This window comes from Bifidobacterium sp. LH_230, from assembly GCF_056357555.1.
Genome location: NZ_JBKEWJ010000009.1, coordinates 37,109 through 59,001, shown reverse-complemented (window position 1 = coordinate 59,001; position 21,893 = coordinate 37,109). Strand labels below are relative to the sequence as shown.

Genomic DNA, 21,893 nt, shown 5'->3' with positions numbered 1-21,893 from the left:
TCAGTCGAATTCCTCCGCTGTGAGAGAGGTGTCCCAGTCACCCTCCGCAGTATCGGAATCCTTCCGACCTTTTACTAATTTGTATAGCTGGCGTTCACATCGACGCAGATATTTCAGACTTTTATCCAGAATCTCAATGTCTTTCTTGATGAGCTTTTTCGACTCCCGACCAGTCTTTCCAGCATGAGCGTCATCGCCGGTCTTTTGCGATGAAGCCATTCCAGAAAGTACAGAACGCCTATCATTAACTTGGCTTATCTGCATTATGAGACGCCGACGGACACACTCCACTATCTGATCCCCGCCGTCTCGATGGATCAGAACGTTGCGACAGAAAGTCAGCAACTTCGAACATTCTTGGAGTGTATATACTCCTGACTCGTCTTTTATGAGTCTGAAGATTGCGGCAACTCCGCCACTTCCGGTAAGACCAAGAACCACCCCGCCTCCGGCAATCACCGCAGTGCCGCCAGCCATACCGAATCCGCCCGCGGCTAACGCACCACCCCCGAGCGCCGCCAAACTAGCGCTAGTCAACGCCGCTCCAGACAATCCAGCCACCGCAGTACTTGCAGTGTAGCCCGCAATGACCGGTGCGATGACTGGCGCGAAAACCGCAGCCGTTCCCGCAGTACCGGCGACAACCGCCACTGTTCCGACAGCAGCTGCAATCTTCCGACGACCATTGCCATCAATGGAGTCACGACTGCGATTGAATTCCTTATTCATCTTTGAACATGCATGATTACCGAATTCCGGCGCAATCATACGAAATACATCATCTCGGCATGTGTCGTCAAACTTAAGGCTCTTCCATCTCTCCTGATCATTCCCCGTAAGAGACATGTACGGAATAAACTGGGATAATTCCAACGCCACCAGATGTAACCACACATCACTGCCAGCGCTGTTGAGCTTTTTGACGCGCCGTTTGATTCCATCCTGGCTCAATAACACATATTGCTTAGGCAACATGCTTGTCCACTGGTCCAGCCAATTCTCTTTCAGACGAGTGTCACGTTGTTTGGACCGCTCAATGTCCATAGACACAGCCAAACGTTCCATTGAATACAGGATCTCCGTCTGCTCTTGGTTCAGCACAAGATATTCAAACCCGCTTACAGCGCGCTCAAATTCCGATCCAGCCTGTTGTTCGGTACCCGAATTTCGTGATTCCCATATCATCTTGACATCAACCGCAACAGCAAGTCCGAAACGAATGAGACCAATATAATTGATGTTCAACGCAAAATCGACGATGGATTTACTACTTACGGATGGACCGTTACTGATCACCGAGCGTATTGTTGCGTCGGCAATGTCTATGACGCTGAATACACCCGATGCAATGGTGATCATCCGTGCAACCTGATGATTGTTGAACGGCAGCACCTTTTCCCAATTAAGGCCGTTTAAATCAGAAATTGACCGTACATTTGACGTTTGGATTTCATGATACAGATGATGTACTGCATAGCATGCCCGTACCATGCATTCGCAGCAAAGCACTGGAATGGCTTGACGTCCGATCTCACCAATCAGTCCAATCTCGGTGCGCAGGTTAAATCGTCGATATGTCTTTTCTCCGTCTTCACTAACAGTTTTCAACAACGTGCCGTTAAATAGTTTGGCTACATATTGACGTAATCCGCCGTCCTTAAGCATGGCATCCTTGAAGATCGGCAATGTGGACATTTCTTTGATCAGAGACAGCAGCGGCCCTGGAATACCAGTGCCCTTCCCCGGAGTGCCGCTTGATCCTGCCATATCACTGGCCATATGCAGGAGCCAGTTGACTGTGCCTAAAAATAGTTTTTGTGTCAGATCCTTGCCGATAAGTGACGAATCTTGAACATTAACGGCAATAAATACGCCATGAGCGTCCGTTCCGAATACCCGTCCGGTAAATTGCGTAAGCAGTGAAAAGAACAGCCCTCCCACTGAAAAATGATGCGAAAAATCACGCAGATGATGCTGTAGACCACCTCCGAATTCAGCGGTTGCCGCATCTCCAGCAAATGGATGATTGCGTTCTAAAAACGAGATTGCGCCAGCAAGGGCGTCACCTGGAAATCCTTCATACTTGGCTATACGTATAACGATTTCATCCGCTACTGTGCTTCCCCATTCATTAGCCCGGTCCAAGGAAAAGGCACCAGTAAAAAACGAATCGATCGCGCCGGAAAGCACGCCGCAGGCTGCGGCAATCTTATAATCAAGCGAATCATCATCCGTAACTGATCGATCGATGGTTTCCTCGATATATTCGATATGCACGCCGTCATCTGGTACATAGGCATCAGCCATTGCCCCGGCAGGAAGCTGCTTCTTGCCCAGCGGACGAATCTCATACGTCATAGGCAAGCTGACACGTCGGCCAGACCATGCTTCTAATTCGCTTGAAGCCATATTCGTTCACCTCCACGTCGAGCTAACAAACATCCGCTTCATCCATATAACAGCACACAGATAACGAATGCAAGTCAAAAAGCGGCGGCAACTTGACTCACAAGCATTATCAGTAAGCATGTCGGCTCTGACGAATGCCCTGCTCTTCACAGCCGATGCTGAGTGAAAAGAGTTCCAGGAATTACCAGGACTTGTTGCAGTCACGGTAGTATCCGCGGACATGATATTTCGAAGACACTGAATCGCCTTGTCACACTTTAGGGAAAACGGATGATGCTGACGTAGTGTGACAGCAGATTTGTCACGCCATGTCGGATTGGCGTGAAAGCAGCGAAGCGTGACAGAGTCGAAAACCAAGAATCCTTGGAATTACGCCAATTTGGCACAGAGCCTCTACTCCTTGCAGACAGCGTTCCTGTCACACAACCGAGAAAACCTGCACAATCTCCGAGGCGTGACACCGTATCATGCCACACCCTGCCGGTTTCCCGTCATTCCGACGAAGTATGACACAACCGGCGAGAACTATCATGCGATCTTTGTCTCATCGCCGTCGTATCGGCCCTTTCGGCAACAAAAAACGGCGTTGCCGGCATCGATCGACACCGGCAACGCCGTCATCTCAGTTCATCGGCCACTTTCAGCCGTAGACTCAATTACAGCGCCGCGTTGAAGTCGCGGACCTTGAGGGTGCGCTGCGAGGACTCGACGTTGCTGCGGATGATGCGCTGCAGCGCGTTGTCGGCGGTCTCGTGGCTGGCGAGCCACTCGTTACCGAGCTCGACCAGCGCGGCCGGATCGGCGTAGCCCGGGTACAGGCCCTCGAGCAGCGCCTCGGCCATGTGGAACGTCTTGTGCTCCCAGATCCAGTCGACGGTCGCGAAGTACCGCTCGGCGTATGGCTCGGCCAGGTCGGCGCGCGGGGTCGCGGCGAATCCGCGGGCCACGGCCTCGAGCTGCGAGTTGGTCAGCTCGTCGTTGTTGAGGGCCTGATCCCACGCCCACGCCTTCGCCTCGGCCGTGCCGCGCACCGCACGCGCGCCGTAGGCGAACTCGCGGTTCTCGGTGGTGTCGCGCTTGGCGAGCTGCGCGTCGATGTCGGCCTCACCGAACACGTTCACCGAGGCGAGCGCGTTGACGAGCGTCCACGTGAAGTTGTTGTCGATCTCGAGGCCGTCGAGCTTGACGGAACCGTCGAGCAGACCCTTCGCGTTCGCGGCGAACGCCTCGTCGCCCTCCTCGCCGTAGCCGAGGTAGGCGGTGGCGAGCTGGAACTGCTGGTCGGAGCCGGCCGGCGCAGCAGAGGCGAGCTTCCACAGCTCGGCGGCGACATGCTCGATGACGGACGCACGGGCGAGCGGCGCGGTGTAGTGCCATGCGGCGGTGCTCATGCAGGCGAGCGCGTAGCGGAACGTGGTCGACTCGGTTTCGGTGGCGAGCAGACGCAGCGTCGTGTCGACGAACTCGGTCGCCGCCAGTTCGCCGTCACGGGTCATGTCCCACAGCGCGAGCCAGATCACGGCGCGGGCGAGCGCGTCGTCGAAGCGGTGCAGGTTCTCGATCGCGAACTTGAGCGACGCGTCGTCGAAACGCAGCTTGGTGTACGTCAGGTCGTCGTCGTTCACGAGGATCAGCGACGGACGGGCCTTGCCGGCGGCCTCGGCGACGACGGTCGTCTCGCCGTCCACGTCAAGTTCGAAACGGTCGGTGCGCACGATCTTGCCAGTCGCCGGGTCCTCGTTGTAGAAGCCGACGGCGAGACGGTGCGAACGCAGCACGGGATGTTCGATCGGCGCGGTCTGCTTGAGCGTGAGCTGCTCGATCGTGCCGTCCGCGGCGGTCTTGACCTGCGTGGTGATCGTGTTGATGCCGGACTGTTCGAGCCACTGCGCGCTCCACGCCTTGAGATCGCGGCCGGAGGTCAGTTCCAGTTCGCCCAGCAAGTCGGCGAGCGTCGCGTTGGAATACGCGTGCTTGTTGAGGTACGCGTTGATGCCCTTGAAGAACTTGTCGCGGCCCACGTAGAACGCGAGCTGCTTGAGGACGGAGGCACCCTTGGCGTAGGTGATGCCGTCGAAGTTGACGTACGTGTCGTTGAGATCGTTGATCGGGGCGACGATCGGATGGGTGGTCGACAGCTGGTCCTGACGCAGCGCCCAGCTCTTCTCACCGGAGCAGAACGTGGCCCATGCGTCATGCCATTCGGTCGCCTCGGCGGTGGCGAGCGTGGACGTGAACTCGGCGAAGGACTCGTTGAGCCACAGGTCGTTCCACCACTTCATGGTCACGTAGTCGCCGAACCACATGTGGGCAAGCTCGTGCAGGACGGTGACGACGCGGCGTTCGGCGAGCGCGTCGGTCACCTTGGAGTCGAACACGTAGGAGTCGCGGATGGTGACCATGCCGATGTTCTCCATCGCGCCCGCGTTGTATTCGGGCACGTAGATCTGGTCGAACTTGGCGTACGGGTACGGCACGCCCCACGTCTTGTCGTAGAACGCGAAGCCCTTCTTGGTGATGTCGAACAGGTAGTCGACGTCCTTGGCGAACGCGTCGGCGAGCGAGCGGCGGCAGTACTGGGCCATCGGCACGACGCGGCCGTCCTCGTTGCGGTAGGCGGTGTGCCATTCGGCGTACGGGCCGGCGCAGATCGCGGTCAGGTAGGAGCTCATGGTCGGCGTGGTCTCGAACACCCATTCCTTGGCGGTTTCGGCCTCATGGTCGCCGAGCGCGCCTTCCGCGGTCGTGCGGTCGGTGGCGGTGACGGACTTGACCGGCATGTTCGAGGTGACGATCCAGCTCGAGGCGGCGAGCACGGAGAAGTCGAACGTGGCCTTGAGATCGGGCTGGTCGAACACGGCGTAGACGCGGCGGGCGTCCGGCACCTCGAACTGGGAGTACAGGTACACGTTGCCGTCGGACGGGTCGACACTGCGGTGCAGGCCCTCGCCGGTGTTCGAGTAGCGGCACAGCGCGGTGACGGTGACCGTGTTGTGCTCGGCGAGGTTCGGCAGTGCGATGCGGCTGTCTGCGTAGGCCGTGGCCGGGTCGAGGGACTGGCCGTTGAGCGTGATGGCGCTCACTTCGTCGGCGATGAGGTCGAGGAAGCTGGTGGAGCCCGGCTTCGCGTCGAACTCGATGGTGGCGGTCGAACCGAAGTTCTTCGCGCCGACGGTCAGGTCGAGCGCGACGGTGTAGTGGATCGGCTTGAGGATGAGTTCTGCTCGCTCCTCGGCCTCGATGCGGGTGAGATTTGCTCCTGGCATGTCACTCCTTGTCAACGTGAGGCGGCGTGACCGGTTGTGTCGGTCACGCCGCCTCGATTATGTGCAAAATTACTTGTGGATCGCCGGCTACCGTTCGATCACGTCGGTGGCGATGTCCGCCACGACCGGCACGATCATCGGCTTGCGGTGCAGCTGACGGGCGACCCATCCGCCGAGCGTGCGGCGCATGATCTGCTGCAGCTTGTACGTGTCGCGGGTGCCGCTCATCATCGCGTCGTTCAACTGTTCGACGATCTGGTGGCGCACCTTGTCGAATTCGCTTTCGTCCTCGGCCACGGCGTTGAGGAAGATCTTCGGACCGGAGACGACTTCGCGGTTGTCGGTATCGACCACCACGAAGCTCGACACGAAGCCCTCGGTGCCGAGGATGCGGCGCTTCTCGAGCTCCTCGTCGGTCAGTTCGCCGATCGAGTCGCCGTCGACGTACACGTAGCCGCACGGCACGGAGCCGACGACCGCGGCCTTGCCGTGGTACAGGTCGACCACGTCGCCGTCCTCGGCGAGCACGACGTTGTCCGGATCCACGCCGGTCTTGACGGCGATCAGGCCGTTGGCGACCAGGTGGCGGTTCTCGCCGTGGATCGGCATCGCGCACTTGGGCTTGACGATGTTGTACATGTACAGCAGCTCACCCTCGTTGCAGTGTCCGGAGACGTGCACTGCGGCGTTGTCGCGGTTGACGACGCGCGCGCCGAGTTGCACGAGCTTGTTGATGACCTTGTACACCTCGTGCTCGTTGCCCGGGATCAGGGAGCTGGCGAGGATGACCGTGTCGAACTCGTTGATGGTGATGTCGCGGTGGTTGCCGTCCGCGATGCGTCCCAGCGCGGCCATCGGCTCGCCCTGCGAACCGGTGCACATGTAGACGATCTTGTCGTCCTGCACGTCGTGCGCCTGCTTCAGGTCGATGACGGTGTCCTCCGGCAGATGCAGGTAGCCGAGGTCTGCGGCGATGGACATGTTGCGCACCATCGAACGGCCGACGAAGACGACCTTGCGGCCGTACTTGTGCGCGGCGTCCACGACCTGCTGCACACGGTGGACGTGGCTGGAGAAGCTGGCGACGATGATCTTGCGGCTGGCCTGCGCGAACGCCTGGTCGAGCGCCGGGCCGATCGAGGTCTCCGGCTTGACGAAGCCCGGCACCTCGGCGTTGGTGGAGTCCATCATCAGCAGGTCCACGCCCTGCTCGCCGATCTTGCCGAACTCGACGAGATCGGTGATCTTATGGTCGAGCGGCAGCTGGTCGAGCTTGATGTCGCCCGTGTCGATGAGCGTGCCGGCCGGGGTCTTCACGTACACGGCGAGCGCGTCCGGGATCGAATGCGTCACGGTGATGAACTCGAGGTTGAACGGGCCAACCTTCATCTTGTCGCGGCCGGCGACCGGCACCATCGTCGGGTGCTGGTTGTGCTCCTTGCACTTGGCCTCCACGAACGCGAGGGTGAGCTTGGAGCCGATGAGCGGGATGTCCGGGCGGAGCTTCAGCAGGTACGGCACGCCGCCGATGTGGTCCTCGTGGCCGTGGGTGAGCACGAGCGCCTCGACCTTGTCGAGACGGTCCTTGATGTAGTCGAAGTCCGGCAGGATCAGATCGACGCCCGGCTGCTCCTCTTCGGGGAAGAGCACGCCGCAGTCGATGAGCAGCAGGTGACCGTTGTATTCGATCACGTTCATGTTGCGGCCGATTTCGCCGAGGCCGCCGAGCGGCACGATGCGCAGCGATCCCTTGCGGTACTTCGGGGGCGCGATGAGCACGGCGTCCTGCTGGGGCGCGGTGGGCTGGCTGGTGCGCGAGACGCGGCGGCCACCGGCGTTGCCGGAACGGGAGCGGCTCGAGGACCGGGACGAGCGGGAACGGCCGGAGGTCTTGGTCTCCGACTGTTCGCCACGTTCCGCACGCTCCTCGCGGTCGGCGGACTTGGCCGACTTCGTGGACTTGCGGGTACGGGTGGACTTGGCGGTCTTGCGATCGTCGAGACCGAGGTCGTCGAGCAGGTCGACGGCGGCCTGGGCCGCGGCCATCTGCTCGGATTCGCTCGGCTGGGTTGCGCCGGAGCGCTTGGTGGTGCGCTTGCGCGCGGTATGTTGTGTGGTTTCTTGTTCTGTGACCATTTCCTAGTTGGTTTTCTGTTACTTGGTGTTCCCGCCTGTGCTGGGAACGACGGAGAAAAAGAAGGCGGTACCGGCTTTTCGCGGGACCGCCTTGCGACATGGCTTACAGCAGGCCGGACGCTTTCATGCCGTTTTCGGCGCGGCTGAACTCCTCGGGGCCAGGGCCGACGTTCGGCAGGCGCATGGTGGTGTCGTCGAGGACGCCTCGCACCTTGAGCGCGGCCTTGGCCATGACGGCCTGGAAGCCGTTGCCGTTCATCGCTTCGACGAGTGGCGCGAGCTGCACGGCGATGCGCTGCGCTTCGTGGATGTCGCCGCGGTCGAACGCGTTGGCGAGGTCGCGCATGGGACCGGCGGCCGCGTGGGCGATCACGGAGATGATGCCGACCGCGCCGACCGACAGGAACGGCAGGAAGAGGCCGTCGTCGCCAGAGTACCAGGTCAGGCCGGTCTCCATGCGCTTGCGGACCGCACCGGCGATGTCGCCGGTGGCGTCCTTGACGGCCGTAACGTGGTCGAGTTCGGCCATGCGACGGTAGGTTTCGAGCTGGATGTGCAGACCGGTGCGACCGGGCACGTCGTAGATGATGATCGGCTTGTCGGCCGACTCGTTGACGGCCTTGTAGTGCTGGAAGACACCTTCCTGGGACGGACGCGAGTAGTACGGCGCGACGACGAGCACCGCGTCGGCACCCGCCTCCTGGGTCTGCTCGACCATACGCACGGTGTGCGCGGTGTCGTTGGAGCCGGCACCGGAGATGATCGGCACGCTGACGACCTCACGCACGGCCTTGACGAGTTCGACCTTCTCATCCATATGCGTGGTGGGCGACTCGCCCGTGGTGCCGTTGACGACGATGCCGTCCGCACCGTCCGCGACCAGTTGCTTGGCCAGTTTCTGCGCCGCGTCGAAGTCGACGGAGCCATCGGATTTCATCGGGGTGACCATGGCCGGCAGAATGCGCCCGAACGGGGCCGGATCAAGAAGATGCATCGTCTCACTCATAAGATTTACGGTACTTCTCGGCCGGGACGCGGGAGGATGATTCGTCTCAAGACGCGAAACGGCCATGCCCCGACGGATATCGTCTCGCGGGGACACGGCCGATGCGTGTTGTGCCGTATGCCGACCTGTGGCTTACAGGTCGAGGAAGTGGTCGAGGCCGACGGTGAGTCCCGGGTATGCGCCGGAGGCCACCTTGCGCACGGCGAGGAGCACGCCGGGCATGAAGCTGATGCGGTCGAAGCTGTCGGCGCGTATGACCAGCTGCTCGCCGGCATTGCCGAAGAGCACCTCCTCGTGGGCGTTGAGGCCCCGCAGACGCACCGCGTGCACGTGCACGCCGTCGATCACCTGGCCGCGCGATCCGCCGTCGGTCTGGGTCGCGTCGGGCATCTCGCCGAGCCCGGCCTCGCGGCGGGCCTCGCCGATGGCCTTGGCGGTGTGGATGGCGGTGCCGGAAGGAGCGTCCACCTTGGTCGGGTGATGCAGTTCGATGACTTCGGCGGACTCGAAGTACGGGGCGGAGACCTTGGCGAAATGGTCGGCGAGCACGGCGGAGATCGCGAAGTTCGGCGCGATGAACACGGTCTGGTTCTCGCGCGGAGATTCGGCGAGCGCGGCCTTGACCCGCGCGAGCTTGTCGTCGGTCCAGCCGGTGGTGCCGACGACGACGTCAACGCCCTGCTTGACGAGTGCGAGCACATTGTCGAGCGACACGCTCGGCACGGTGAACTCGACCGTCACGTCGGTGTTGTCGGGCGTGATGGCGGTCAGGTCGTCACCCGCATCGAGCGCGAGCGCGAGTTCGGTGTCGTCGGCGTTGTTGACGGCGTCGACCACGTGGGAGCCCATGCGGCCCTTGGCTCCGACCACGGAAACTCGAATCATGTTGTCCTCCTTGGGATCGGGCCGTCGCCGCGTGAGCGACGGCCCGTGTTCGTCTGTACCAGTACGTGCACCATCGTATCGTCCGCACGCGCGGCGGTCGGCGTACGTATCATCCGTCAATACCGTTCGTATCCGGCGGCATGACCGGCTGCACGAATCTGTTTGTCCGTTCTGTCTCTCTTCGCTGTCAGTCTTCGCGGTCGCGGATCAGCCGCGTTTGCGGGCGAGCGCCCAGCCGAGCAGGGCGAGCGGCACCGAACAGGCGACGGCGATCCACGGGATCATCATGCTCACGTGGGTGCCGGCCACGTCGAGTACCGTGCCGGCGAACGTCGAACCGAACGAAGTGCCGACCGAGCCGGCGGTGGTCAGCCATGACAGTCCTTCGGTCAGGGACCGTGCGGGGACCGCGTCCTTGACGATGAGGTTGCCGGTGGCGAACAGGGGAGAGACACACAGGCCGGCGAGCACTTCGAGCACGCCGAGCACGATGAAATCGTCCATCATGATGCGGAACAGCACGAATCCGACCGTGAGCAGGGACAGGAACATGACCATATGCCGCCAGTGGGAGCCTTTCATCTCGCGCGAGCCGAAGATCACCGCGCCGATGCATGAGCCGACGGCGAACATGGCGAGCTGCAGGCCGAGCCATTGTTCGACGCCGGCCGCCTTCATCGACGCGGTGACCGACACGTCGAACGCGGTGAAGCTCATGTTGAACACGAGGAACACGACAAGGATCGGCAGGACGCCCGGGTAAAGCAGGGCGCTTTTCGCCTTCGGCGCGCCGGTGCGCAGCTGGCGCATGGTCAGTTCGTCCGCTTGCGAGCCGACCTGCGCACGGACCGGCGCGACGTCGACCTGTTCGAGCGCCGGCGGCTGGGTTCGTTTGAGCGAGAAGAAGACCGCGCCTCCGATGCCGCACGCAAGGGTGGGCACGAACAGCTGGGATACCGGATGCACCGACGTGGCGAGGAACGCGGCGAGGATCGGCCCGACGATGAACACGATCTCATCGATCGCGGATTCCATCGCGTACGCGGTGTTCAGCAACGATTCGTTGCCGGAGTCGCGCAATGCGTACGCCCATCGGGTGCGCACGAGCGCGCCGAACGAGAACTGGGTGAAGCCCATGACGACGGCCAGTGCGAACAGCACGGGGATCGGCACTCGTCCCAACGCGGCGCAGGCGAAGCCGAGCATGGCGATCACCTGGATGGTCAGGGCCACCGAGCCGACCCGGCGTTGGCCGAACCGGTCGAACATGCGCGCGTAGAACGGCGTGACGACGGCGACCGCGAGAATGTACGCGGCGCTCATCGAACCGGCGACCGTCCAGTTGTCGTACAGGTGGTTGAGCGCGAGCACGATGCCGAGCGCCATCATGGAGATCGGCAGACGGGCGACCGCGCCGCACACGCAGAACGCCTTGGTTCCGGGGATGCGGAACAGTCTGGCGTACGGCGATTGCGCCACCTGCGTTCTGATTGCCGATGTCACGCGTGCACCTCCCCCGCATAGATGAAGATGTCGTCCATGTCGTCGCCGTATTGCGGATGGTCGGCCGCGCGCCATGAGATCAGGCAATCCAGGCCCTTGTGGTCGTAGAAGCTCACGTCGCAGCTGGAGTCGGTGTGCAGGTAGTAGCGTTCGACGCCCGATGCCGCGAAACGGCTCATCGCATCACGCCACAGCGTGCCGCCCACGCCGTGGCCTCGGGCCGCGCCGGATACCAGAAACAGTTCGATTTCGGCCTGTGTCGTCTCATTGACGTGGGCCTCGTCTTCCAGATCGGTTTCCAGCGCATGCCATTGCAGGGTTTCCCGCAGCGCGTCCGTGCCGTTCCGGTCCTGGTCCAGCCATTGGTCGACGGCGGCGAGCGCACGCCCCGCTTCGGGGAACATGACCGGCATGCCGGCGATGCGGGAGATCAGCACGCCCATGAACTGACCGTCGCGCTCGGCGATGGTCGCATGCGTGGCCGGTTCCAGATAATGCATCACGAAATGGCGTGACAGTTCCATAGAGGCCGGGGTTCCTGCCGCACTGGACCAGTTTCCCCACGTGTTGTCGAATTCGCGGACTATGGCGTCACAGTCGTCCCAGACCATGCGCCGGTAGGTTACGGTTGCGTTCGTCGCAGCCATGTGATTCCTGCTCCTTATATTGTTGTCGTTGTCCTGCACGTGTGCCCGCCCACACATGCCGGCCAAGGGTCGCGCCATCCCTCCGTCCACGACGCCCGCGGTGCGTTTTTCTCCCGCGGGCAACACGCGACGCGCTCGTCGCGGTGTCAGTCGTTGTCGGATTGTTCCGGGATGCCGGAGCTCAACTCGGCAAGGATCTCCTGTTCAGTTTTCGCGCGAGCATGAAGCTCGCGCCGTCCCTCATCGGGCTCACTCAGATAGTAGAGGGTGGCGTCGATACTGTCCAGCGGAAGGTTTTCGATCCGCGACAGCAGCAGCCGATACCAGTCGAGCTGGATGAGTTTTGCGGCGATGTCGTCCGGTTTGACCGGCCTGGCACCGGTTTTCCAGTCGACGATCGTGAACCGTTTCGTCGTGTCTGTCTCGTCGAGCCCTCCCCGGAACACCGCATCGAGCTTGCCGTTGACGATGCCGCCTCCCAGTTGCGGTATGAAGACGACGATCTGACGTTCGGCGTAGACCGGGCTGCGCCGCGCCCATGTCGAGTCGGCGAGGCGACGTTCCCAGACGGCCAGATGACGTTCCTTGGCGGGAACCCCGGTTTCCTCTCGTATCGCTGCTTCCCGCTCCGCCAGTTCCTCAAGCATGATGTCACGCGACGGCGGTGCCGGCGTCGTCGCGAACGCGGTATCGCCGCCGGAATCGGCCGGGGAAACAATGAAGGCATCATCGGGCGTGTTCTCGTCGTCATACGCGGTGATGAAGCGTTCCGCCCACGCATGGAACAGCGTTCCCGCTTCGGCGGCCGGGGATGCGACGCGAGGGACGGGCCGGACGATGCCGCGCCAGAGGCTGCTCGTCTGCTTCCTGCCCAAATGTCCGGCTCTCGTCTGCAGCGCGGTGACCGATTGGCGGCTCTGCGCCAGCAGATGTGTGGCCCGACGGCGTACCTGCTCGTCCAGTTCGGCGTCATTCTCATATGAACGCGGCATGAGATCAGGGTCCGCAACCAGCATTTCCGCCCGGGAGAGCAATGTGCCGTCGCGTACGGAACCGCTCTCGTCCTCCATGTCGAGGCCGGCATCGGCGGTCTGCCCGCGTTTCGCATGGTCATCGGCCAATGCGCGTTCCAATTCCGCGACACCGGAGCGCAGACGCGCCAGCATCTCGTCCGACAGCGAAGCCGGCCATGGCAGAACGACGTCGTCGGCATGTCCTTCCAACGGACAGGCCCATGCCTGTTCCACGATCGCCCGCTCGTACTCGGCCGCGTGCTCTCCGACGAAGAACCCGTCGGGTCGGGCCGCTCCGATCGAATCCAGCGTCTCTTCGGCAAGCACCGTCACGTCTTGCTGACGTTCCGAGGGCGATTCCGTAACGTTCTCGTCGTCATGCGATTGAGCTGCCGTCTGCGATGCATGCACGACCGGCACCAGATCGTCGTGATGGCACAACGAATCGTGCACCTCATTCCAGAACAGCGACGGCCCGGCGGCGACCGGTTTACGACCGTCCCGTTCAAACAACGGACGGGGATCGCGTCCCGGCTCGCCGTACCGGCTATAGGTGAGCAGCGCATCGTTTTTGGCTCGCGTCAACGCCACATAGGCGAGACGCCGTTCGTCGGCGAGCAGCCGCCGGCCGTATTCCTCGGATTGCGTCAGATACCAGTTGTCCGGATCGGCCTCGTCCATGCCGTCGCCGATGTCGGCGCCGCGCATGTCGCCGTAGATCTCGTCGTCGATCACCACGACGTCGTCCAGCATGCGCAGCGCCTCGCTCGGACTGGCGCTCGGGTCCGCGTCGTGCGGAAACCTCGGCAGGATGCCGGCGTCCACCCTCACCGGCACCGGCACGGCCGATTCATCGTCCAGCCATGTCGGTACGCCGGTGTGATACTCGGGTGGGTCCCAACGCCCGGTCGTCGGTGAGCATCCACCGGGGTGATCGGCATCCTCGCTGATACGCAGACCGCTTTTGCCGCTGGGGAAGGCGTTCGCCGCCATGCCGACGACGGCCACTGCGTCCCATTCCAAGCCTTTGGCCTGATGGATCGTCATCAGCACCACGTCGGCCGGCGCATCCGGCACCGTCGACTGCTCCTCCTCGACTTGTTTGAGCGAGTCGATCCATGCGATGAATCCTCTCAGGGTCGGGTTCTGCCCTTCGAGGATCTCCTGCGTGTAGGTATTCACCAGCGAGACGATCGCATCCACTCCGGAACGTACGGCGGCCGCACTGATCGGTTTGTCCGGCTGTGCGATCGCTTGGGCGACGATCATGTCGATGTCGAGGTTCAGGGCCTGCACCGCGGTTTCGATCACCTCGTTCAACGGGTGATTGGCGACGGCCTGCACCTGTCTGAGCATGGCACCTGCACGACCGATGGCCGCCGCTGCCGCATCGTCGACGGCATCGTCCTGCCGCAGCAGGTCATCGAGATCGCCACGCAGCAGCAGATCGATCAGGAACACCGCGTGAGGCACACGGTCGCGGTATTCGCGCACGACGTCGGCCTGACGACGACGATCCGTCGCGTCGCCGTCCGTCTCCGGTTCGATCAGTCCGGCTTCGATCAATGCGCGATACCGGTACTGCGTGTCCAGTCGGTCCGCCAGCGACGCCAACGCGGTCAGGTCTTCGGCACCGAGACCGAAACGCGGCGTGGCGAGCAGCCGCATCATCGCGTCGGCATCGGTGTGGTCGGCCACCGCGTGCAGGACCGCCATCAGATCCTGCATGTCAGGGCGTTCCAATAACGCGGAATGTCCGACGACCAGCGTCGTCAGCCCGGCCTGTTCCAATCCTTGCGCGAATGCCGCCATCCGGTTTTTGCCGCGGAACAGCACGGCCACATGGGGATGCGTATCCTGCGTGTCGGTCGGACTGCCGTCCTTGTCACGGAACGCGTAGGCCTTGACCGCCTGCCGCACGAATCGGGCCACCGCGTCGACCTCTTGGCCGAACGTGTCGAATCCCAGCACGCCGATCGTACCGGTCGGCGCGTCGTTCACCGGTGAGAGTTCGGTCACGTCGACTTCGCGCATCATCGAACTGCTGACGCGTTTCGCCGGCAATCGCAGGGGAAGCGTCAGATTGTTGGCCGCCTCGAGCACGATGCGCGGGTTGCGTCGCGTCACGCTCAGCGGGTACGGCCGCACGTCCGACGGCATGTCGAAATCCTGCTGGAACATGCGGAACGCGCCCGGACTGGCTCCTCGCCACGCGTAGATCGACTGGAACGGATCGCCGACCGCGCTCACGCAGGATGAGACGCCGGATCTCGCCCCCGCCGTCTGCGCGGCAACGGCCAGGGACGCCGCGTCCGCCGGCGTCTTCGTCGCGCGTGCGGTATCGGTTCCGGCTGCCGCATCCGCATGGAACAGCGCGGCAAGCAGCATGGCCTGTGTGGTGGACGTGTCCTGATACTCGTCCAGCAGCACATGCGTGTACCGACGGCGGTATCGGGCCGCGATCGAGGGGAACCGCGACACCAGACGGTAGGCGGCGACCGTGAAATCGCTGAATTCCGCCATGTTCTGACGACGTTTCTCCTGTTCGTACTCCTCCACCAGGCCGAGCAGGGCTTCACGCCGGCGTACGACCTCGCGCAAGGCGTCGCACCGCCATACGCATAGGTCTTCCAGATCGGCACGGTAGGCCTCGAGCTTGGCGAGATACTTGGCGTCCTTGCCCTTCTTACCGGGTTTGGGCGCCTTGGGCTTGGGCATGTCCTGCGGCACCGGCCGCGCGCCGATCGCCTCGTCCAGCTGCCGCAGGAAGTCCTGATCCCATGTGCGGATACGAGCGATCGCCTCGTCCACGGTGGAGACGTCGCCGCCGATCATCGCATTGCCGATCGCATGCGACAGATCAAGCACCTTGCTCACGACGGCGTTGAACGAACCGAAATCGTAGGTGAGCAGCAGATCCTGATGCCGGTCGATCACCACGGAGGCCAGACTGATCGCTCCGGCGTCGCTCAACGGCTGCGTATCCCGGTCGAATCCGACCAGCAGACCGTATTGGCGTACGATCGACTGGAAGAACGCGTCGTATGTCATCACCTCCGGTTTGAGGAACATGCCGCCCGGACGCGATGCGCCGCCTAAGGCACCGGTCTGTGCCGATACGCGAGCCAACAGTTCGGAAGCGGCCTTGCGGGTGAAGGTCAGGCCGAGGATGCGCTCCGGGGACACGCCCTGTTCGATCAGCGTGGTGATGCGCCGCGTCATCGTGTAGGTCTTGCCGCTGCCCGCACCGGCAACCACCAGCACGTTCTCGTTCACGGGCGCATGAATGATCCGCGACTGTTCGGCGCTATCGGTGAATCGGCTCATGACTGCCTCGTTTCAAAGACGGTGTCGATCTGTCCTGCGCAGGCCGGGCACACCGACTTCAGACGGCAATGCTTGACGTGGGACGGCTGCGGCCGTGCTTCCAATACCGTGGATCGACTGGCGGCCGCGGCATAGAACACGCGGGCGATCATGGTCAGCGACCATACCGCCTGGGTGCCGCGCAGCTCGAGGAACGATTTCCACGCCGCTTCCCCGACTCCCGCCGGCGGCTCCTGCGGCAGTTCGGGAACATCCATGACCACCGACGGCTTCTGGTAATGGTATCGGCCGGCGAACACGTCGGCGTTGAGCGACCGGCCTTGGAACAACGCCGGCTGATACAGGCTTTCCTGACCGTAGCTCTTGGCCGGCGCATCGTTGGACATCACGTGGAACAGCACGCTTTGCGCGACACGCGGCGCACCGCTGCGGCTGCCGTTGTCCGGCATGCGACCTTCCGGGAACGCGAGGCCCAGCTGGTAGCACACCAGCTGCAGATCGTTGAATATCGCCTTGACCGGAGGCACCGATCCTGTCTTGTAGTCGATCAGACGTATCTGTTCGCTGCCGTCCGGCAATATACGGTGTTCGAGCCGGTCGATACGGCCGGTCAGACGAATCGTCATGGACTTGTCCATCGCCTCGGGCCAGCCGCCGACCAGAGCACCCATGATGGCCATCAGCTCGTCTGAGTCGACCGGCACCGCGCCGTTGACGGCATTGTAGGCGGCGACGATGTCGTCCAGCGAGAACCGTGCGGAGAAGGAGCGTTCGCATTCGGCGGACCGCAAAGTGCCGACCTCGATGGTCCCGACGTTGCCGGACGGATATTCCGTGGTGTTCGAAGCCACGAAGTATGCGGCGATGTTGCCGAGCACCGTTTGCGCGGAAGCGTCCTTGTGCAGGGCGTTGTATCGGCTGACCGCATCCATGAAGGTCGACGGCGGCTCCGCCAGCTCGTGATAGATGCTCATCATGCGATCTGCCACGGCTTGCCGACGCTGATCGGCCGTCAGATCGGGGAACGCCGACGGCAGGTCCAATCCTTCCTCGCTGGCCCGTTGGGCGACGGCGTGGATCAGCGAACCGAACGATGCGGAGACGCTGCCGGCCCGAGGACCGGTGAACCGGCGGTCCATCAGCCAGCACACCGGGCAGGCCCAGATGTTGTCCACGTCGGAAGGCGACAATACGACGACGGGCGGCTTGGCCGCGGTGCCGTCGGCCGTCGCGGTTTCCTTGCCGCCGGCATGACGGTCGGATGCGATGCCATCGGCGTTCACGAACGGCCAAGTGCGAGGATCGGCGGCATCGACACCGTGTTCGGCGAGCAGCCGCAGCGCGTCGATTGCGTCCCTGTGTTCCGGGGAATGTTCCGAGCCGGTCACCAATGCCGTTCGAGCGGATGCCACGATGCCTCGCACGGTCGAGTCCAGACCGTTGAATCGATCGGTTTCGGCGATTGACGTATATTCGCGCTGGCCGGGCTGGGCGTCGCGTTGCCGGTCGAACCGTTCCGGAAGATAACCGTAGAGGAAATCGGACGGGGTCAGATCGTCGTTGTATACGGCGCTGATGGATACTTGCCGAAGACTGCGGGTCAAGGCGACCAGCAGGCTTTTCTGCTCCGAGGCCAACACGACGGCCAGTCCCGAATCGAACTGGCCTCCAGTGCCGTCGGCAATATGTCCGAACAGCATCATGTCGGCCAGGTCCTCGCCGCCGAGCATGGTGTTGCGTGCGGCGAGATTCGGCCATATTCCCTGCTGCAACGCAGGCATCCACACCAGCTGCCAGTACCGGCCGGCCGCTCCGGCCGGAGTGGTGAGCGTGACGGCCTGATCGACCGGCGCGACCTTGGCCAGCGAATCGGCCTCGATGCGCATCTGCCGTATCCGGTCGAGAAAATCACGCCAGTCTCCGGCGGCGGCACCGGCGGCGTAATCGAACAGGCGCATCGCCGTATCCAGACGGTTGTTGGCGCTCCGTCCGGCATCGGTGTTGTTGAGCGCCTCACGTTGCCAGCGTGCCGCGACACCGCACGCGTCCCAAGCCAACGCCAAGGCATACTGGGGTTCCCGTGACGGCAGGTCGCGCAACCCGGCAGCCACACGTCGCACCAGATTCCACACATGGGCGAACGCCTTGGCATGGGGATCGCCGCCGCACACCGATTGGATGGATGCAAGCACGGCATCGGCATCGCCGAATTCCAGCATCAGATACAGCGCGTCCATGCCGAACGGCAGGTCGTCTCCGGCGAGCGCGGTCTCGTCCACCAGCGAATCATCGTAGGCCACCGGCTTGGCGTCATGCGTTTCCGTCACACCGTCGCGTAACGCATCCCATTGCTTGACCAGTGATCGCAGCGGAATCTGCTGCTCGTCCGACGAGTCGGAATCATCGTCGAGCACGCCCGACAATGCTCCGAGGGACCCCATTGCGGCTTCGACCCCGGCCAGTCGTGCAGGGCGTCCTTCATGGTTGCGATCGACGCCTATACCGATCAGGGGGCTGCCCATCAGCGTGGCGACGCGGGATCGGATGAATGCGGACGTCTGCGACAGGCTCATCGTCATGTCGCCCGGTGGCCGGTTGCGCAGGTCGGCGAGTTCGAGCAGCGCGAACAGTCCTTGGACGAACGGTTCGTCCTTGAGCGGCCTGGTCACCGACGAATACCGGACAGGCACCCCGTCCCGGCGCAATCGTTCTCCGAAGCGCCGTATGGTGGCGTTGTCGTGCGCGATCACCGCCATGTCGTTCCATGCCTGGCCATCATGCAGATGCGCCCGCTTGATATGCCAGACGACATCGTCGAGTTCCTCGCTTTCGCTGCGGTACATCGACGTGACGATGCTGTGGTCGCGCGGCATGGGATCGGCGCCGTCCAACGTTTCGATGGGCAGGCTGCCCGGCAGCTGCGGCAGTTTGCCGGGGCGGGACGGCAACGGCACGTCGTCGTCCACGGCGGAATGGATGGACAGTGACACGCGTGATTCGACCAGGTCTTTGTACGTGGCGATTGCGACGGAGTCGCCGGCCCTCGCTTCGTCGATGCGCAGCGCCTTTGCGCCGAACCGTTCTCGTGCCTGGGCGAACAGATACTCCGGGTAGGAGCCTCTGAATGTCTGCACCGATTCATCGGGGTTGCCGACCAGGACCAGGTTCGTTCCGCGTTCGTGGAGCGTGTGCAGGAAGCCGAATCCGGCCAAGGTGAGGTCCTGGAAATCGTCGATCACCATGAGGCGCGGCAATTCGTCTTCCGTGATCCTGGCCGCGGCGACGGCCCCTTCCACCAGCAGCCTGGACGAATCGAGCCTGAATTCGTGCGGATACGCTTGTTCGACCATCTGCCGGTATTGCCGCCTCAAGGCGAAGGCGAGTCTCCATTGCACCCGAAGACGTTCGATATGGGGCGACCAGTTCCCCAGCGCATTCAGGATGTTCGGCTCGGCCGATTCCGTGACGCCCAATTCGTTCATGCGCGAGATCATGTCTCGCAACTGCATGACGAACGAATCCCCGACGCCCCGGCTGGCGCCCGGCTCCTCATCATCCCCGTCCGAGCCGTTGCCCGCTTGCCGTTTGCCAAGACCGCCGAACATCACATTCGACCAGTCGTCGGCACCGAAATAGTCCCGTAGCAACAGGCAGGTATCGCACAGTTCTCCGGTCAATACGTGACTGTGGTGCGTTTCGGTCACCCGCTTGAGCAGCGCATCCTGTTCCGCGCCGTTGAGCAGTCTTGGCAATGCCTCGCCTTCGCGTTTGCGTACCGACGAGATGAGCCGGAACGCGACCGCCGACAGCGTGGTGACCGGACGTGCCTGTTGGGATGAGCCCAGGCGTCGAATCACGTTGTCGCTGAGCAGATCCGCCGTGTGGCGGTCGGATACCGTCATCACCGACGCCCCGGCGCCACGCAGAAGCCCGTGAACAAGCACGTCGAACGCGAACGATGTTTTGCCGCTTGCCGGCGGGCCGGCCACCAGCAGCGTTTCCCCGCGCTTGCCGTCCAGCAGACCGAGGACGTCGTCCACCGTCACGACCGCGTCGTCGCGCCGCATGCCGTCGTGCAGCTCGTAGTGAAGTTCAGGCTCGTTCCCGTTCATGCCATTCAGGGTAAGGAAGCCCCTCCCCGGTATCCGCGTCCACTATGCGATCAGCCCTTGCGGCACGGGAGAACCTTCGACGTGTCGCGCCTGCGACACGCCGAGAAACAATTCGCGACGCTCACGACAGCGCCGCCAACGTTCGCATTACAGACCTTCGCAAAGGTTGATTTCCCAATGCTTTTGCAATGCCTTCACGCGAAGTTATCCACATTTTTCTCTACACAATTTCTTCATAATCGCATGATTGCAACGATCCGCGACCGTTCGACCACATACCCCGAAAATCGTTGGCCAAACTCCGCCGATCATGTATGCTCGCCGGACCCACAGTCAACGACGCGATCCACGAGGAGGTGGCCCATGAATCATTCAGCAGCGACCTGCAGCACGGCGACCTCCGCCGGATCGCCGATGTCTTCCCCTCCGCCGCTGCCGGAATGCACCTTCATCCGGCATCTTGGATCGGGAGCATGTGCCGACGTGCAGCTGTACCACGATCACGCGCATCATCGCATGGTAGCGGCAAAAGTCACCCGCGCTCCACTCTCCGGAGACACCCGCGAGCGCTTTTGCGACGAGGCCCGCGCGATGGCTGTGCTGGGCCAGCATCCGAACATCCTGACGGTGTACGACTCTATGGTCGTCGATGGCGGCAGGGGATGTCTTCTGCTGGAATACGCCCCGAACGGCTCGTGCCAGGATCTGTTGCGCAAGCATCCGCTGCCCGAGCATCGCGTGATCGACATGGGCATCCTGCTCGCACGGGCCTTGCACGCCGCGCATCAACAGGGCATCGTGCATCGCGATGTGAAACCGTCCAACGTGCTGTTTGACCGGCACGGTGTACCGATGCTTGCCGATTTCGGCGTCTGCGCGCAGCTGTACCAGCCATCGCATATGACCGGCTATTCGCCGCTATGGTCCGCTCCGGAGGTGTTGGCCGGTCTGACCGGAGGCACGGATCTGTCCGACGTGTACTCGCTGGGAGCGACGTTGTTCGCCATGCTCGCGGGCGAGCCTCCGCGTCAAGGCTCACGCACCGGGCAATGCATCGCGGACCCGGCCAAGACCGCTGGCCCAGTCTTCAATGGCCTAGGCTTACCCCTTGCCGTCTCCCCCGCCTTGGGCAGGGTGCTGCTCAAGGCGCTCGATCCCCATCCGGATGAACGCCACGGGTCCATGCATGAGTTCGCATGCGCCTTGTCACGGTTACGAACCGACGAAGGCGGCACGTCATTCCGCCGAATCACGGTGTCGTTCCCGACGAAGCGCCGGAGAGCATCCGTTCCCGCACGCCGCCGTTCCCGGCGGAAGGGCCGGTTCATCGGGACCAGGCAGGTCGCGCGACAGCCGCCGGCTCACAGCGCCTACGACGACAGCGGATATCGCATTCCGCTGATACTGCTGGCCATCATCACTGCGCTCACCGTCATAAGCGCTCACGGCCCGATACGTGTGTCGTATGACGATGCCGCCGAGACCGATGTTGCCGGCAACGTGCAGGACAACCGTGAATTCGACGCTGTTCCCGCCCCCGATGCACCGATGCCGGACTCCGCGCTGTTGTCCGGTTGACCATTACATGA

At 62.7% G+C, this 21,893-nt stretch carries 10 protein-coding genes; 1 reads left to right on the top strand and 9 read right to left on the bottom strand.

Annotation, left to right across the window (positions count from 1 at the left end; translation table 11 throughout):
- The 9 genes from AC1A0G_RS05860 to AC1A0G_RS05820 all read right to left on the bottom strand — a co-directional run bounded on the left by AC1A0G_RS05860 (window position 1) and on the right by AC1A0G_RS05820 (window position 20,259).
- On the bottom strand, window positions 1-2,409 hold the full coding sequence (locus AC1A0G_RS05860; RefSeq protein ID WP_476528267.1) for a hypothetical protein: 2,409 nt from the start codon (window positions 2,407-2,409) through the stop codon (window positions 1-3).
- 656 nt (window positions 2,410-3,065) lie between these two features.
- Window positions 3,066-5,675 (bottom strand): aminopeptidase N, encoded by a 2,610-nt coding sequence (pepN, locus tag AC1A0G_RS05855; RefSeq protein ID WP_476528265.1) that lies wholly within the window; start codon window positions 5,673-5,675, stop codon window positions 3,066-3,068.
- A gap of 87 nt (window positions 5,676-5,762) precedes the next feature.
- Window positions 5,763-7,694, bottom strand: a complete 1,932-nt coding sequence (locus tag AC1A0G_RS05850; RefSeq protein WP_476528331.1) for a ribonuclease J — start codon at window positions 7,692-7,694, stop codon at window positions 5,763-5,765.
- 220 nt (window positions 7,695-7,914) lie between these two features.
- Complete coding sequence (dapA, locus tag AC1A0G_RS05845) at window positions 7,915-8,805, bottom strand: 4-hydroxy-tetrahydrodipicolinate synthase (RefSeq protein ID WP_476528263.1); 891 nt, start codon at window positions 8,803-8,805, stop codon at window positions 7,915-7,917.
- Window positions 8,806-8,949: 144 nt separating this feature from the next.
- Window positions 8,950-9,702, bottom strand: coding sequence for a 4-hydroxy-tetrahydrodipicolinate reductase (gene dapB, locus AC1A0G_RS05840; protein WP_476528262.1), 753 nt, complete (start codon window positions 9,700-9,702; stop codon window positions 8,950-8,952).
- A 207-nt stretch (window positions 9,703-9,909) separates the two neighbouring features.
- A complete protein-coding gene (locus tag AC1A0G_RS05835; protein ID WP_476528330.1) occupies window positions 9,910-11,091 on the bottom strand; it encodes an MFS transporter in 1,182 nt (393 codons plus the stop codon).
- A gap of 110 nt (window positions 11,092-11,201) precedes the next feature.
- A complete protein-coding gene (locus tag AC1A0G_RS05830; RefSeq protein ID WP_476528260.1) occupies window positions 11,202-11,852 on the bottom strand; it encodes a GNAT family N-acetyltransferase in 651 nt (216 codons plus the stop codon).
- 146 nt (window positions 11,853-11,998) lie between these two features.
- Window positions 11,999-16,192, bottom strand: a complete 4,194-nt coding sequence (locus AC1A0G_RS05825) for an ATP-dependent DNA helicase (RefSeq protein ID WP_476528259.1) — start codon at window positions 16,190-16,192, stop codon at window positions 11,999-12,001.
- Window positions 16,189-20,259 (bottom strand): PD-(D/E)XK nuclease family protein, encoded by a 4,071-nt coding sequence (locus AC1A0G_RS05820; protein ID WP_476528329.1) that lies wholly within the window; start codon window positions 20,257-20,259, stop codon window positions 16,189-16,191. Before AC1A0G_RS05820 ends, AC1A0G_RS05825 begins: the two co-directional genes overlap by 4 nt.
- Before the next feature lie 222 nt (window positions 20,260-20,481).
- Here AC1A0G_RS05820 and AC1A0G_RS05815 point away from each other — a divergent pair, with 222 nt between their 5' ends.
- Window positions 20,482-21,882 (top strand): serine/threonine-protein kinase, encoded by a 1,401-nt coding sequence (locus AC1A0G_RS05815; protein WP_476528328.1) that lies wholly within the window; start codon window positions 20,482-20,484, stop codon window positions 21,880-21,882.
- Window positions 21,883-21,893: the final 11 nt, after the last annotated feature.

Coding starts and splice junctions, on each gene's coding strand:
- AC1A0G_RS05860 (WP_476528267.1), bottom strand. CDS start 2,409: ATGGCTTCAAGCGAATTAGAAGCATGGTCTGGCCGACGTGTCAGCTTG.
- pepN (WP_476528265.1), bottom strand. CDS start 5,675: ATGCCAGGAGCAAATCTCACCCGCATCGAGGCCGAGGAGCGAGCAGAA.
- dapA (WP_476528263.1), bottom strand. CDS start 8,805: ATGCATCTTCTTGATCCGGCCCCGTTCGGGCGCATTCTGCCGGCCATG.
- dapB (WP_476528262.1), bottom strand. CDS start 9,702: ATGATTCGAGTTTCCGTGGTCGGAGCCAAGGGCCGCATGGGCTCCCAC.
- AC1A0G_RS05835 (WP_476528330.1), bottom strand. CDS start 11,091: ATGATGGCGCTCGGCATCGTGCTCGCGCTCAACCACCTGTACGACAAC.
- AC1A0G_RS05830 (WP_476528260.1), bottom strand. CDS start 11,852: ATGGCTGCGACGAACGCAACCGTAACCTACCGGCGCATGGTCTGGGAC.
- AC1A0G_RS05825 (WP_476528259.1), bottom strand. CDS start 16,192: ATGAGCCGATTCACCGATAGCGCCGAACAGTCGCGGATCATTCATGCG.
- AC1A0G_RS05820 (WP_476528329.1), bottom strand. CDS start 20,259: ATGCGGCGCGACGACGCGGTCGTGACGGTGGACGACGTCCTCGGTCTG.
- AC1A0G_RS05815 (WP_476528328.1), top strand. CDS start 20,482: ATGCTTTTGCAATGCCTTCACGCGAAGTTATCCACATTTTTCTCTACA.